The organism is Neobacillus sp. WH10 (assembly GCF_030123405.1).
GTDB lineage: Bacteria > Bacillota > Bacilli > Bacillales > Cytobacillaceae > Neobacillus.
Window position 1 is genome coordinate 813,441 of the sequence record NZ_CP126110.1, and the last position, 15,582, is coordinate 829,022.

General features: G+C 39.5%; 10 protein-coding genes. 9 read left to right on the plus strand and 1 reads right to left on the minus strand.

Annotated features, from left to right (window positions below; genetic code table 11):
• Window positions 1–9 precede the first annotated feature (9 nt).
• Window positions 10–1,713: an amylo-alpha-1,6-glucosidase gene (locus tag QNH20_RS03735; protein ID WP_283921592.1), complete on the plus strand. Its 1,704-nt coding sequence runs from the start codon at window positions 10–12 to the stop codon at window positions 1,711–1,713.
• A gap of 69 nt (window positions 1,714–1,782) precedes the next feature.
• A complete protein-coding gene (gene ebgA / locus QNH20_RS03740) occupies window positions 1,783–4,842 on the plus strand; it encodes a beta-galactosidase subunit alpha (protein ID WP_283921593.1) in 3,060 nt (1,019 codons plus the stop codon).
• A 66-nt stretch (window positions 4,843–4,908) separates the two neighbouring features.
• On the opposite strand, the gene QNH20_RS03745 is transcribed toward ebgA, so the two are convergent.
• Complete coding sequence (locus QNH20_RS03745) at window positions 4,909–6,309, minus strand: sigma-54 interaction domain-containing protein (protein ID WP_283921594.1); 1,401 nt, start codon at window positions 6,307–6,309, stop codon at window positions 4,909–4,911.
• Window positions 6,310–6,602: 293 nt separating this feature from the next.
• On the opposite strand from QNH20_RS03745, the gene QNH20_RS03750 reads away from it, so the two are divergent.
• From QNH20_RS03750 to hflX, 7 genes are all read left to right on the plus strand, one after another.
• Window positions 6,603–7,382: an SDR family NAD(P)-dependent oxidoreductase gene (locus QNH20_RS03750; protein WP_283921595.1), complete on the plus strand. Its 780-nt coding sequence runs from the start codon at window positions 6,603–6,605 to the stop codon at window positions 7,380–7,382.
• Between the two features lie 24 nt (window positions 7,383–7,406).
• Window positions 7,407–8,846, plus strand: a complete 1,440-nt coding sequence (gcvPA, locus tag QNH20_RS03755) for an aminomethyl-transferring glycine dehydrogenase subunit GcvPA (RefSeq protein WP_283921596.1) — start codon at window positions 7,407–7,409, stop codon at window positions 8,844–8,846.
• Complete coding sequence (gene gcvPB / locus QNH20_RS03760) at window positions 8,833–10,410, plus strand: aminomethyl-transferring glycine dehydrogenase subunit GcvPB (protein WP_283921597.1); 1,578 nt, start codon at window positions 8,833–8,835, stop codon at window positions 10,408–10,410. The genes gcvPA and gcvPB overlap by 14 nt, the downstream gene beginning before the upstream one ends.
• A 199-nt stretch (window positions 10,411–10,609) precedes the next feature.
• A complete protein-coding gene (locus tag QNH20_RS03765) occupies window positions 10,610–11,905 on the plus strand; it encodes an ABC transporter substrate-binding protein (protein WP_283921598.1) in 1,296 nt (431 codons plus the stop codon).
• Between the two features lie 90 nt (window positions 11,906–11,995).
• Window positions 11,996–12,919 carry a carbohydrate ABC transporter permease gene (locus QNH20_RS03770; protein WP_481858089.1) on the plus strand — a complete coding sequence of 308 codons (924 nt, stop codon included), beginning with the start codon at window positions 11,996–11,998 and terminating at the stop codon, window positions 12,917–12,919.
• Window positions 12,916–13,746: a carbohydrate ABC transporter permease gene (locus QNH20_RS03775; protein ID WP_283921600.1), complete on the plus strand. Its 831-nt coding sequence runs from the start codon at window positions 12,916–12,918 to the stop codon at window positions 13,744–13,746. Before QNH20_RS03770 ends, QNH20_RS03775 begins: the two co-directional genes overlap by 4 nt.
• A 499-nt stretch (window positions 13,747–14,245) precedes the next feature.
• Complete coding sequence (hflX, locus tag QNH20_RS03780) at window positions 14,246–15,502, plus strand: GTPase HflX (RefSeq protein ID WP_283921601.1); 1,257 nt, start codon at window positions 14,246–14,248, stop codon at window positions 15,500–15,502.
• Window positions 15,503–15,582 lie beyond the last annotated feature (80 nt).

Below are 15,582 nucleotides of genomic sequence, written 5' to 3' on the forward strand. Positions count from 1 at the left end.
AGTGATCATATGTTTGATATAAAAAAAATTCCCTTCAGCCGTTACGGTTCATTTATGACGATTTCACCAAATCATCATGAGGACGGCGAAGGGGCGCTTTATATTCGCAATATCCGGAACGGTGATAACGATTTTGGGGCAGTGTTCCGGATTGATCTTATTAGCGAGGGAAACTCCCTGCTTTATAATTCGGTATTAAGGCCGAGCATTCTCCGGCTTGAAGCTCCCGAAGGTTATGCAGAATTTTGCATTTCTGAAGCTCGTGTTTTACAAATAAGAAGTCATGGAGTAGGGGTAAGGTTGACGGGTGTTACCGGTGCATATGATTACGCTGTCTTTGTGAAAGAGAATTGCTGGGAAGTCAATCATTCGCTTCAGGAAATGCGCTATATGCTTACGGCTGTAAAAGGGCAGATTGAAATGGATGCCCCTTTCAAAGAACAGCGCTGTGAGAAAATCATTGCTGATTTTCTGCCGGAGCCGGATTCGGCGGAAATGGAATGTGTGCTAGAAGAATTTACAACCGTTTACCAGCCTCGTTCCTATGCTGCTTTTTCAGAAGGCCATGAAATTGTTAAAAAAGAATACAAGTTGTGGCAGGAGAATACGCTTGAAACACCTAATGAGTATGCCAGAGGAAAAGAACTTGCTTCCTATATTACTTGGTCATGCGTCGTTACTCCTGAAGGAAAACTAACAAGGCCAGCCATGTACATGTCGAAAAATTGGATGACAAACATTTGGAGCTGGGATCACTGCTTCAATGCCCTAGCATTAGCAAAAAATTCTCCTAAACTAGCCTGGGATCAGTTTATGATCTTTTTTGATGCCCAGGATGAGTCAGGAATGCTGCCAGACTTCATCAATAACAGGTTCGAATTGTGGAACTTTACGAAACCGCCCATCCATGGCTGGACACTGAGACGTATGTGGGAGCAAAACGAATTTATTACCGTGGATAAATTGCAAGAGGTTTACCAACCGCTGATAAAATGGACGAAGTGGTGGTTGACATTCCAGGACAGTGACCATGACGGGATTCCACAATACAATCATGGAAATGACAGCGGCTGGGATAATAGCACGATTTTTCACAAAGGAACGCCAATTGAAAGTCCTGACCTATCCTCGTTCTTAGTGCTGCAAATGGAAGTATTGTCGGAAATCGCTCTCAAGCTGGGTAAGGTAGATGAGGCCGAGGAATGGCTGAGGGAATCTCAAGCATTGTTAACGAGAATGATCGACCATTTTTGGAAAGGGCAGCGATTTGTGGCAAAGCGTTCCGGCACCCATGAAGTTATAGAGTCAGATAGTCTAGTATTATATGTTCCTCTGATTCTTGGAAAAAGGCTTCCAGTAGAAATTTTAAAGAAATTGGTTGATGGTATTACTCAAAAGGGATTTTTAACAGAATATGGCCTGGCAACGGAGCTCCCAGACAGTCCGTACTACCGGGAGGATGGCTATTGGCGGGGGCCGATTTGGGCACCAACCACCATGCTGCTAACTGATGGCTTGCTGGAATCAGGAGAAAGGGAATTAGCACTTGAGGTTGCCCGTAAATTCTGTTCGATGGCATCTAAATCAGGAATGGCAGAAAACTATAATGCTCTAACTGGGGAGGGGCTGTGTGACCCGGCGTTTACATGGACATCGAGCGTATTCCTCATTCTTGGTCAGCTTCTTACTGCCGAGGGCGAGTTAAACGGTTGAAGAACAAGACAGTCGGTAATTCATAAAAGTAACCTCCTTATAAAAATATATCAATGATTGCGAGGGTGAATGATGAAAAAATTAAAAAGATGGGAAGACATCCAGACAGATGGGATTAACCGCTTGAGCGCCCGCGCTCACTTCAACAGTTTTCCTTCCCGGACAGCTGCAGACACGGGTAAATCAAGCAATAGCCACTTTTATCAAAATTTGAATGGCACATGGAAATTTACCTTTCTTGAAGCACCGGAATATATGCCGGATGGCTTTTATAAAGATGATTTGGATATAAATGGTTGGGATTATATTACCGTCCCCGGAAACTGGCAGCTTCAGGGCTATGGGAAGATGCATTATTCGGACCTGTGGTATAACTTCCCGATTATCCCGCCTCGGGTACCGACGGATAATCCAACGGGGATCTATCGCCGTGAATTTGAACTTAATCGCAGCCTTGAGGGCGAACAATTAATTATCCGTTTTAATGGAGTGGATTCTGCCTATGAATTGTATGTAAACGGTGAGTTTGCCGGCTATAGTAAAGGTGCGCGGATTCAAGCTGAATTCGATATTACCGGCCTATGCCGTCAAGGTATAAACACCCTGACTGTCCGTGTGTTCCAGTGGTCGGATGGCACCTATTTAGAAGATCAGGATATGTGGTGGCTAAGTGGGATCTTTCGTGATGTTGAACTATATACGAGACCGACAGGAGGTCTTTATGACTATACTGTAAACACGGAGTTTGATAGTGAATGGCAGGATGCAGCCTTATCAGTTTCGGTTAAGCTCACGGAACAACATGGCCAAACGATTGCTTATGAATTAATCGCCCCAGACGGAAAGCAAGTTTTTATTGAGGAAAAAAAGGCAGACGAGCCTTTTAGCAAACATGTGTCAGCACCATTAAAATGGAGTGCAGAAGAACCTAATTTATATCATCTATGCATGACAGTTAAAGAGAATGATAGGATTATTGAAGTTATTCACCAGCATGTCGGCTTCCGCTCCATCGTTGTCACCGGTGATACCTTCCTTGTAAATGGGGTCGCAATTAAATTGAAAGGTGTAAACCGTCATGACTACAACCCGAAGACGGGGCGAGTGGTGACGAAAGCGGAAATTGAGCGCGACATTAAGACAATGAAGCAAAATAACATCAACGCCATTCGTACTGCCCATTATCCAAACTCTCATTCCCTCTATGATCTTTGTGATCAATACGGAATGTATGTGATTGATGAAACGGATTTAGAATGTCACGGCTTTGAGCTGACAGGAAAATATGATTGGATCAGCGACGATCCTGCCTGGGAAACGGCCTATGTTTCCCGGCTTGAAAGGATGATCGAGCGCGATAAAAACCATCCTTGTATCATTATGTGGTCGCTTGGAAATGAATCGGCCTTTGGTCATAACTTCCGAGCCATGGCCAAACGTGCAAAGGAAATGGATCCGGCACGTCTTGTTCATTATGAAGGAGATCGTGAAGCCGAGGTAACTGACGTATATAGCACGATGTATACATGGCTAGAGCGTCAAGATGACCGACTGACAATGGAGAAGGTAATTGAAAAAACAAAAAAACCACATATTCTCTGTGAATATGCCCATGCCATGGGAAATGGACCTGGCAATCTGAAAGAATACCAGGACTTATTTTACAAGCATGATAAACTTCAAGGCGGATTTATTTGGGAATGGTTTGATCACGGAATCGAAACCGTTGCAGAGGATGGTACTGTTTACTATCGTTACGGCGGAGATTTTGGCGACGATCCGACAAATGGAAACTTCTGTATCGATGGGTTAATCATGCCTGATGGTAGTCCGTCACCAAGTTTATTTGAATACAAGAAAGTCATTGAGCCAGTCCAAACAGAATGTATTGATCTTGAAAAGGGACTTTTCCGACTTATAAATCGCTATGATTTCCTCTCACTGGACCATTTAGAATTGACTTGCTCACGATATGAGGATGATAAATTGCTAGAGTCCTTTACTGTTGATATTCCAAGGCTAGTTGGACGTGAAACAGCAGAGCTTCAACTGCCTGTAGGACAAGATGAGGAAAAAATAAGCGGTGCTAATTATTATTTCGTATTTTCCTATGCACTAAAACAAGATACACCATGGGCATTGAAGGGTCATGAACTAGCAAATGCTTCCTTTGTACTCCTTGGTAAGGAAAAGCTGCCAAAAGTACATGCTGACGGTGATCTCAAAGTAACAAAAGAGGGTGCCTTTCTAACGGTTTCTGGCACTGATTTTACTGTAACCTTTGATTGTGTCAAAGGGGCTCTAAAACAAGTAACCCGAAACGGAAAAGTTCAGATTGAGAAGGGACCGCAGTTCAATTTCTGGCGTGCGCCGATTGACAATGATATGTACTTACTCAATGACTACCGGACACAATATTTCATGCATTTAGGTCATGAAATTGTTGAAGATGTACACTATGAATTAAAAGGCGGAGTGTTTGAATGGCATACAGATGCAATGTACGGTTCAACAAACAGTTCTTGGTATTATCAACTTCAATATCATTACAGCATCTATCCCGACGGTGACATTGTTTGCAAGATTGATGGAGTGGCATCTGGCATGAAAGAAAATGCGCCTGTAATGGTTCCGCGTCTTGGTCTACAAATGCAATTAAACAAAGATTTTGCTCAAACCGAGTGGCGCGGCAGAGGACCTGGTGAAAGTTATGTTGATTCGAAAGAAGCGAATCATTTAGGTGTATATAGAAAAACAGTTGATGAGTTATTTACCAATTACGTGAAACCACAAGAAAACGGCAACCGTTCCGATTGTGATTGGGTTAGCTTTACCGACAATAAAACGAATGGCCTTATTTTTATCTCCAATGAGACATTTGATTTTAGTGCTTCCCACTATGAAATTAGTGATCTTGAACTAGCAAAACATACCGTTGATTTGAAACCGAGGGATTACGTTGTCTTAAATCTTGATTACAAGCAAAATGGACTCGGCAGCAATTCTTGCGGACAAAATCAACTAGAAAAATATCGTTGTAAATTTGAAGATTTCACTCTGAAATTCCGGATTTCTACATTTAATAGTGATCACACAACTGCAGTTAAACTTGGCCGCGAAAAATGCTAAATAGGGTTATTTAATCGATAAAAAAGCGAAGAGCATGCTCTTCGCTTTTTTACTTATTAAGAAGACTTAGGACCGAATCTGGAGTTTGTCAATTTTTCTATATAATGTACGAATGCTAATACCTAGGTCCTTTGCTGCCATTTGTTTTCCATTGTGGCTATTACCATAGTACTGCAGCTTTCGGAGAATGACTTCTCTTTCAGCTTCAACCAGAGCAGGTTCCTGCTCCTTCTCTGTTTTTTGATTACTAATGCGTTTATGTAAAAGGTATGGGGGCAGCGAGTTTTTGGTTAAGACGGTTTCGGTTTCTATATTCATACTGTATTCAATCACATTTTCAAGCTCACGTAAATTCCCAGGCCAGTTGTAGGAAGATAACATACTCATGTACTCTTCAGTACAGGCATTGATATGCTTACCCGTTCGTTCCTGTAGTTTTTCCATAAAGTGCACTACTAATAGTTCTAAGTCGCCCATCCTTTTTCTTAATGGTGGAATCGTAATGGGTATGACATTCAATCGATAAAATAGATCGGAACGAAATAATTTTTCCTTCATTAATTCATCTAAGGGCTGATTCGTTGCCGCTATAAGACGGATACTTACTTTTTTGGAAGTTGTTCCTCCAAGACGCTGGATGATTCCATCCTGTAATACCTTCAATAATTTTGGCTGTAAACTAATTGGTAAATCAGCAATTTCATCTAAAAATAATGTTCCCTTATCCGCTAGTTCGAAATATCCTTGTTTTCCCTTCCTTCTTGCATTCGTAAAAGCACCCTCTTCATATCCAAATAATTCGCTTTCAAATAGATTCTCTGGAATTGTCGCACAGTTTAATTCGACAAAGGCACCCTTGCTTACAGGACTGTGTTGATGGATATACTGGGCTAACAAACTTTTTCCGGTTCCGGTTTCACCAGTTATTAATATAGAGGAGGTACTATTTCTAATGCTCTTTATTAGGTTATGGATTTGCATAAACGACTGGCTATTCCCAAAAATATAGTTTGTGTCTATTTGAGTACTATGTTCACTGCCCTTGAAGTCGTCAATTTCACGTAAAATTGAAATAATGATTTCTTTTAAACTGGATAGCCATTCAACATAATACTCTTTGTTTTCTATGAGTATTTTCTCGTTTTCCTGCGAGAAGCTGACAAAGGATAAATAGCCATATTTTTTCCCGTTAATAATCATGTCTTGAACGAGCTCAGCTTTAGATGGGCAGTTATTAATAAAATGACAGCCCTCACAAGTCTTCATCTTTCCAGGTTGATGTAGAAAGGTAATGTGATGCCCATACAATGTATTAAAAAATGGAACAAAGACTTTCCTTCCTTTACGTCGTACATATTCCTCAGTTGCTGCAATTAGTTTTCCATCGGGATTAAAACAAGCAATATCAACGTGAAGGAGCCTTGAAAAAGCTTGGATCACTTTTGAAATCGAATTGAGCAGCAGCAAACATAATCCCTCCACCTCTTTTATATTTGCTATTTTAGCAAGTGTTACTTTAATTCTATTTTCATTATTTTGAATAGTCAATTAAATTATTTGAAAGTGGTGACATAGTTGGCAAGCTATATGTCATTTTTGTCACATTTTCTAGACAGAGAATCGACTAATAGTTTTATGAAAGTTATATTTTCTTTATTTTTAGATAAATCTTAATATTGGCACGATATTTGCAAGTAATAGATTGTAAGAAAACAGAGGTACTTTTGCAAAAACAAAGCAAAGAAAGGTTGGTGTTTACCTTGAATTATGAAGAATTAGTAGGAATAAAAAATAAAGTGGTTGCGATTACAGGCGCCGCTTCTGGGATCGGTTTAGCAACGGCTGAATTGTTTGCAGAAGCAGGTGCCTATGTAGCACTGATAGACATTAATGAAGAGCGGGGATTGCATCTTGCGAATGAGATGAATGAGAAGGGCTGGAAAGCAGGATTTTTTAAATGTGATGTCACTTCATCAATTGAATGTGAAATAACAGCTATTAATATAGAAAAGGAATTTGGAAGAATCGATGTTTTATTTAATAATGCTGGGGTTATTCGAAGAAAAACAGTTGTTGACCACACGGAAGAGGATTGGGATTTAGTGCTTAATGTTTCATTAAAAGGAGCCTTTTTATTATCAAAATATATCATCCCAATAATGGATAAAACCGGCGGAGGAAGTATTGTCAATACTGGCTCCGGCTGGGGGCTAAAAGGTGGAGATGTAGCGGCCTCTTATTGTGCAGCGAAAGCGGGTGTTGTCAATTTAACGAAAGCGATGGCAATCGATCATGGAAAACAGAATATACGTGTCAATTGCATATGTCCTGGTGACACAGATACACCGTTATTGAGAGATGAAGCAAAGCAATTACAGTTTGATGAAGAAGCGTTTCTTGCATCTTCTGCTGTAGGAAGACCACTTGAAAGGATTGGAACACCTCGAGATATTGCAAAAGGTGTGTTCTTCCTTGCCAGTGATATGGCATCTTGGGTCACAGGGACAGTGCTAACAGTAGACGGTGGAGGATTAGCCTAAAACGAGTTTGGAGGAGAAAACGTGATGAATAAACAAAAGAAAACAGCCCATCCATATATTCCGAATACAGTTCCGGAAGTACAGGAGGAAATGTTAAAAGAGATTGGTGCGAAAACGATTGATGAGTTATTCGATGGGATACCGGAAGAATTGCATTATAAGAAGGATATGAATATTCCAAAGGCATTATCAGAATATGAGCTTAGAAGATATATAGAAGGAATTTTAAATAAAAACATTAATACGAAAGAATATTTAAACTTTTTAGGGGCTGGTTGTTGGAACCATTATGTTCCGGCTGTATGCGATGAAGTGAATCAGCGGGCAGAATTTTTAACGGCATATGCTGGAGACCCATATGAAGATCATGGAAGATATCAGGCATTATTTGAGTATCAAAGTTTGATGGCAGAATTAGTAGATATGGATGTTGTCAATGTACCGACATTTGATTGGGCACAGGCAGCAGCAACCTCAATACGGATGGCAAGTCGGATTACGGGGCGAAATGAGGTACTTTTGCCGAAAACAATTGCACCTGATCGTTTGAAAATAATCAAAAATTATTGCTCACCGCAGATTGAATGCGTTCTCGTTGACTATGAAGAGGATTCCGGCCGAATAAATTTGAACGATCTTGAAAACAAGTTGTCATTAAATACAGCTGCCGTTTATTTTGAAAACCCTTCCTATTTGGGCTTTATTGAAACACAAGGGCAAAAGATTAGTAAACTAGCAAAAAGCTTTGAGGCAATAACCATCGTCGGTGTTGATCCGAGCTCCTTGGGGATACTCGCTCCCCCAAGCCATTATGGGGCTGATATTGTTTGTGGCGACTTACAGCCGCTTGGTATGCATATGAATTATGGCGGAGGTCAGTCCGGCTTTATCGCAACTCACGATGATCTAACGTTTATCCAAGAATATCCTTCAAGGCTTTTTGGAATTGCCCCTACAGTAGTTAAGGGAGAGTATGGTTTTGGAGATGTATTCTACGATCGAACATCTTTCGCGTTAAGAGAAAAAGGGAAAGAATCGGTAGGAACACAAACCGCATTATGGGGGATTACGGCAGGAGTCTATCTTTCCTTAATGGGTCCAAATGGAATGTATGAGCTTGGTAAATCAATCATGCAAAAATCACAATATGCAATGGGACAGCTAGGAAACATTCCGAACCTTGTAGCGTCTCGATTCGAATCGACGAATTTTAAAGAGTTCGTAGTGGACTTTTCCCGTACAGGGAAATCTGTCAAAGAAATTAATCAATATTTATTAGCAAATGGCATTTTCGGGGGCAAAGACTTATCGGAGGAGTTTCCAGAATTAGGTCAGTGTTCATTATTTTGTATAACAGAAATTCATTCAAAAGAAGATATCGATCGTTTAGTTAGTACCATTCAGGACTGTATAGATTCAATCGGAAGTAATGAAGAAAGGGATGGTGTACATGCAAAAAATTAATAGGGATCATAAAGTTAGAAATTTTCATCAGGCAAAATGGGATGAGCCTATTATTTTTGAACTCCATAAAAGCGGTGAACGAGGAGTCACTATTCCACCTGTGGAAGAAGAAATTACAAATAATGTTGGGGATGGAGTTTCTGCTATTCCATTAGAAATGGTTAGAAAAAGGAAACCGAATTTACCGGAAATCTCCCAAAATAGAGTGTTACGTCATTATTTACGACTATCACAAGAGACATTAGGAGCAGCATTTAACGTAGAAATTGGCCAAGGGACATGTACGATGAAATACTCTCCTAAAATAAATGAAATGTTTGCTTCATCACCGAAAATGTCTGAGCTGCATCCATTACAAGATGAAAGTACAGTCCAAGGAATGCTTGAAGTCATGTACAAATTAGATTTATGCATGAGAGAGATTTCAGGGATGGACTACTTCACTTTTCAACCGGGGAGCGGAACACAATCATTATTTACGATGGCTTCTATTGTACGGGCGTATCATGAAGCGAATGGTGAGGGCGAACAGCGGAATGAAATCATAACGACGATTTTTTCCCATCCGTCTCAAGCGGCAACTGCTGCCGTAAAGGGGTATAAAATTATTACGTTATATCCAGATAAAGATGGCTTCCCAGATATTGAGAAGCTAAAAGCTGCCGTTTCCGAAAGAACTGCCGGCTTTGTCGTGGCTAATCCTGAAGATACAGGAATCTATAACCCAAGAATAAAAGAATTTACAGAAATCGTTCATGAAGCAGGAGGTATTTGCTACTATGACCAAGCGAATGCCAACGGTTTATTAGGCATCACAAGAGCGAAAGAGGCAGGATTTGACATGTGCTTCTTTAACCTTCATAAAACATTCTCAACACCACATGCATGTGGCGGACCGGCTACTGGAGCATTGGGTGTGGTAGACAAGTTAAAGGAATTTATGCCAGGTCCTCTAGTTGAAAAACAAGGTGAGAAATATAGTTTGAATGATTGCTTGAAAAATAGCATTGGGAAAGTGCGATCCTTTCAGGGAGTTCCCCAAACCGTGCTGCGTGCCTATGCGTGGATCAGAGCTCTTGGCGCAGAGGGTCTTAAGGATGTAGCGAAAATTGCTGTATTAAATAACAATTATTTATACCATAAAATATTAAACATTCAAGGTGCCGGTGCACCTTACATTAAAGGGAAAAGACTTGAGCAGGTTCGTTATAGCTGGGAGCAATTAACGAAAGAAACGGGTGTTACAACAGATGATATTTCTCGCCGCATGGCTGATTTTGCCCATCATTATTGGTCAAGCCATCATCCATTTGTTGTACCTGAGCCATTTACGTTGGAACCGACTGAATCACTTTCAAAAGCTGATTTAGATGAGTATATTGCTTCATTAACACATATTTCTCACGAAGCATACACAAACCCAGAGAAAGTGAAAGGTGCTCCACATAATAGCGCGATTCATCGAGTGGATGAGCAAGATTATTTTGATAATCCGGAAAAGTGGTGCATCACATGGCGGTCATATCTGAAAAAAACAAATACAACGGAAAAAATAAATTCGTAGTTTATGTCCTATTTGACTATAGGTTTTGTCCTTAAGAAGGCATATTATAGATATTTTTAACTATCGGTGTTGGCCAATTTATTGCTTTAGAGCTAATGAACAACTCTCCCGTCATCAGCAGGTATAAAAGATAAGTAAAATCTCTAAACCATACGTTAGCGCCAATACAAAAAAATAAAATCAATATGGGGGATTAAACATGAAAAAGTACATGTCTTTCATGCTAGTGATACTTCTTTTATTACTAGCAGCCTGCTCAAATAAAACAGACGGAGATCAAGGGGAAACAGGGGATTCAAAACATCCATCCGGGACAATCACCATTTGGGGCTGGGATGTAGCTGCGGCGACAATGAAAGCATCAGTAAAGAAGTTTCAAAAACAGTATCCGGATGTAAAAGTAAAAGTAGAGGATTTTAATAGCGGAGACCTTTATGAAAAGTTAACGGTTGGTTTGGCTGCTAGGGGATCTGGGTTACCAGATGTAGTATTAATGGAGGATGAACGAATTCCGGGCTATGTTCACCAATTTCCTACTGGATTTTTATCATTAAACAAGCTTGGATACGATCAATATAAAGATTCCTTTAACCCAGCTAAGGTCGCCGCCGTTAAGAATAAAGATGGAGATTTCATTGCTGCCCCATGGGATATTGGTCCAGCAGGAGTGTTCTACCGTGTAGATTTCTTCGAGAAAGCAAATGTAGATCCAAATTCCATCAAAACATGGGATGACTACATTGCGGCAGGGAAGAAAATTAAAGCAGTGACCGGTGCGCAGCTATTACCAATTGATATCCCGAACTATGATGGTGTTTTCCATATGATGATGCAAGAGCAAGGAGTTTCCTATTTTGATAAAGATGGGAAAATTGCATTGCAATCTAAAGAAGCCATCCGTGCTATGGAAGTAATTAAAAAGCTGCATGATGAAGATTTAATCTTAAACAATAAAGGCTGGGATGGAATTGTAACTGCTACAGTAAATGGCAGTGTTGCCACCGTTCCATATGGTGTGTGGTATGCAGGTTCCATTATGGACCAATCACCGGATTTAAAGGGGAAATGGGATGTATTTTATCTGCCGGGTTTTGATGATGGCGGTACAAGATATGCAAACGTAGGAGGCTCATCCTTGTTAATTCCTTCAACAAGCAAAAATCAGTCTGCTGCCTATGCCTTTGTTGAATTTTTTACAACAGATAAAGAATCCCAACTGTTAGGTTTTGAAAAATATGGACTATTCCCATCCTTGAAGGAAACATATAGTGAACCACAATTTACGGCTAATAGCGAGTTCTTCAATAATAGCCCGATTTTCAAAAAGTTTGCTGATATTGTCGACCAGGTTCCACAAATCAATGTTAATGAAAACTATGCAAAAGCAAGCACTCTTATGAGTAATGCACAAGCAGCCATTTTACTTGAAAATAAAGAGGTTGAATCTGCATTAAAAGATGCCCAAAAACAATTAGAAAATGAAATAAAAAAATAGTTTCAGGAGAGCTGAGGGAGGAGGGTGAATCTCCTCTCTAGTTTTATGATTAGATAAATCATTAATTCCTAGTAGTAAGGGGGCGTCATGATGTCTCAAGTTGAAAAGGTCGTTAACAACACTACAAACATCCGAGTTAAAACTAAAAAAAGTTTTTTAACTCCTAAGAATGCTCCATATTTTTTTATTGGACCAGCCTTTTTATTAATCTTGATTTTTACGGTTTATCCAGTGATCTCATCGTTAATCTTAAGCTTTCAAGAGGTACGTGGTGTGGAGAAATCATTTGTGGGATTGGCAAACTATTCTCGATTATTTCATGATCCCATTTTCTATAAATCGCTTTTAAATACATTTCAAATCCTGATTATTCAAGTTCCAATCATGCTCTCTCTAGCATTATTGATCGCAGTAGGGCTCCATTCTTCGATGTTAAAAGGTAAGGCGTTTTTTCGAATCTCGTATTTTATGCCTGCGATTACAGCCCTTGTTGCAGCATCAATTGTTTTTATGATCCTTTTGGATGAGCATTTTGGATTAGTAAACTACTTTCTATCATTCCTTGGTGTTGAATCCATTCAGTGGCTGACAACGCCATTTTGGGCGAAAGTCTCTGTCATCATTGTCATGACATGGAGATGGACCGGATATAATATGGTGATTTTTTTGGCAGGATTACAAAATATTCCGTCTGAATTATATGAAGCCGCAAGCATTGACGGTGCTGGTAAGGTAAAACAATTTTTTATGATTACGATTCCACAGTTAAAACCAGTGTTTATTTTTACAGTCGTCATGTCAACCATTGGTACGCTGCAGCTTTTTGATGAGCCATTCATTTTAACTCATGGTGGACCAAATAGTGCCACAATGACGATTACTCTCTATTTATATGAAACAGGATTTAAATTTTTTGACTTTGGATATGCATCTGCCATTGCTTATGTTCTTGTCCTAATTACAGCAGTGGTTTCCTGGGTTCAGATGAAATTGGTAGGTGATCTCGAAGAATGACTACTTCTAAGAAAAATCCGGCGAAAATCGTAATATATATCATGATAATAGCAGGGGCTGTTTTATCGATTGGACCATTCTACTGGATGATTGTCGGATCTACGCTGCCATCGGGAGATATTTTTCATATCCCGCCTAAGCTGATTCCAGGGGATTATTTAGCAAAGAACTTTCAATCGCTTAAAGAATCATTGGGGATAGGCAAAATATTTTGGAATTCATTATTTATTGCTCTCGTTTATACAGGTGTTAGCACGCTTATTAGTGCGATGGCGGGATACGCTTTTGCAAAATATAAATTTAAAGGAAAGAATTTATTCTTTTTCATTATTTTATGTTCATTGATGATTCCATACCAAGTTACATTGATTCCTTTGTTTGAAATGATGGTTTCTTTTAACTGGTTAAATACGTATCAGGCGATTATTTTACCCTCGTTAGCTTCGCCTTTTGCTATCTATTTAATGAGGCAGAATATGCAGGCAGTTCCTAATTCCATTATTGAAGCATCGCGTGTAGATGGGGCAGGGGAAATAAGAATATTTTTTACGATCATTTTGCCGGTGGTAAGACCGGCATTAGCTGCGGTTTCTATTTTTCTGTTTATGTCACAATGGAATAGCTTAATTTGGCCGCTTATTACGATGAATTCAAAAGAAATGTTTACACTTCCTGTGGCGTTATCGAGTTTAATCGGAATGGCGAGAATTGATTATGGCCAGCTAATGTTAGGAACCACCTTGTCTACCATCCCGATTATGATCTTTTTTCTTTTGCTCCAAAAGCATTTTATTTCAGGGATTTTAGGTGGATCTGTAAAAGAATAATAAGTTGAAAAAAAATAAAAATGGTCAGCTGAAAAAGTTTAGAATCCATTGATTTCCATTTTATGTGATGTTATGATTATAGTAATTATAGAGAAATGGAGGTTTTCCTAGTGTATTTTTGCAGATTGCGATTCCAAAATTTGAACCGTTAATTGAATAACGTTCAAGTCTCTGCCGGCTGTGCAGAGTAAATGGGATTGGTCTGCCTTTTTTAAGGAAACCTTTATTTTACGGTATGTGAAAAAGAGGGGGCGAGTCGACCCTCTTTTTTGCTGTCTTTAAAATTAAATATGGGATATGAGAATTGCCTTTTTTCCTATACGTTTCTTTAATCAGTGGAAGGAGATTAGTCATTTTTCATTCAGAGACCAACAATTTAACTAGATTAGTTTCATGCCCTTTCGGGTACTTTTCGTGTTGTATTTATCCATTTACCTTGCACAGACCTACCGTCTGTGTTTTTTTGATTATTTTTCAAAAAGAAAAGGAGGAACTTACCATGAAAGAAAAACAAAGAGCACTTATTGTTGGTGTCAATATTAATCATCAAGCTAATTTTTCCTATTCGATGAAGGAATTGGAGAACCTGGCTGCGGCCTGTCATATAGAAGTAGTTGGTGAAATCACGCAAAATTTAAACCGTATCAATAAATCACATTATCTTGGTACGGGAAAAATCGAGGAAACGAAACAGCTCATTGAAGAGACAAATGTGGATTTAATCGTATTTAACGATGAGTTGTCAGCATCGCAAATTCGGAATCTTGAAGAGGAGCTTGATAGAAAAGTCATTGATCGCACTATGTTGATTTTAGATATATTTGCTGAACGGGCAAAAACGAGAGAGGCACAGCTGCAAGTGGAAGTGGCGCACCTTAAGTACATGCTTCCACGAATCATTGGCGGGCGGGAATCTTTAGGGCGCCAAGGCGGGGGAGTGGGCTTGAAAAATAGAGGTGCCGGTGAAACCAAATTAGAACTCGACCGCAGAAAAATTGAGGCAAAGATTGCCGACTTGAATAAGGAATTAGAAGCGCTTGTCTCGCAGCGAGAAACAAGACGCAATCAACGGAAAAAAAGCGGTGTTCCGCTTGTTTCCCTTGTGGGCTATACCAATGCCGGCAAATCAACAATTATGAATGCGATGCTGCAAAGGTCTCATCAATCACCACATAAACAAGTGTTTGAGAAAGATATGTTATTTGCAACACTAGATACGTCCGTTAGAAAAATAAAACTCGCCAATCACCAGCCGTTTTTGCTATCTGATACAGTTGGTTTTGTCGATAAGCTGCCCCATCATCTCGTCAAAGCTTTTCGTTCGACCCTTGAGGAAGCGGCCACCGCGGATTTACTTATCCATGTTGTTGATTTTTCAAGCCCACATTTTGAAAGTCTTATTAATGTGACGAATAATACGTTAAAAGAGATGGGGATCAATCAAATTCCTACCATATTTGCTTTCAATAAGTCGGATTTAGCTGGTGTTGATTTTCCTGCAGTTAAGGGCAGGAGTGTGTATCTTTCTGCTAAACAAGGTGTAGGAATAGAGGAATTAGTTGATGTGATCAGTGAGCATATTTTTAAAAATCTGATCCATTGTGAAATGTTAATTCCTTTTGACGATGGCCGTTTAGTCTCCTACCTGAATGAGAATGCAAATGTGCTTTCGACAAGCTATGAAAACAATGGCACCAAGTTAACAGTGGAGTGTAATCAAAACGATTTTGAAAAATACCAGCAATATGTTATTTAAAGTCAGATCGTTTTGAAAAAACTTTTATCATTCGTTAGCGGATCCAGCCGGTGTTCAAAAACTCGAAGATTTAAGCAGGT

What these genes read in the sequence shown, in the direction of transcription:
- QNH20_RS03735 (WP_283921592.1), top strand. Translation starts at nt 10, where the DNA reads ATGTTTGATATAAAAAAAATTCCCTTCAGCCGTTACGGTTCATTTATG.
- ebgA (WP_283921593.1), top strand. Translation starts at nt 1,783, where the DNA reads ATGATGAAAAAATTAAAAAGATGGGAAGACATCCAGACAGATGGGATT.
- gcvPA (WP_283921596.1), top strand. Translation starts at nt 7,407, where the DNA reads ATGAATAAACAAAAGAAAACAGCCCATCCATATATTCCGAATACAGTT.
- gcvPB (WP_283921597.1), top strand. Translation starts at nt 8,833, where the DNA reads ATGCAAAAAATTAATAGGGATCATAAAGTTAGAAATTTTCATCAGGCA.
- QNH20_RS03765 (WP_283921598.1), top strand. Translation starts at nt 10,610, where the DNA reads ATGAAAAAGTACATGTCTTTCATGCTAGTGATACTTCTTTTATTACTA.
- QNH20_RS03770 (WP_481858089.1), top strand. Translation starts at nt 11,996, where the DNA reads ATGTCTCAAGTTGAAAAGGTCGTTAACAACACTACAAACATCCGAGTT.
- QNH20_RS03775 (WP_283921600.1), top strand. Translation starts at nt 12,916, where the DNA reads ATGACTACTTCTAAGAAAAATCCGGCGAAAATCGTAATATATATCATG.
- hflX (WP_283921601.1), top strand. Translation starts at nt 14,246, where the DNA reads ATGAAAGAAAAACAAAGAGCACTTATTGTTGGTGTCAATATTAATCAT.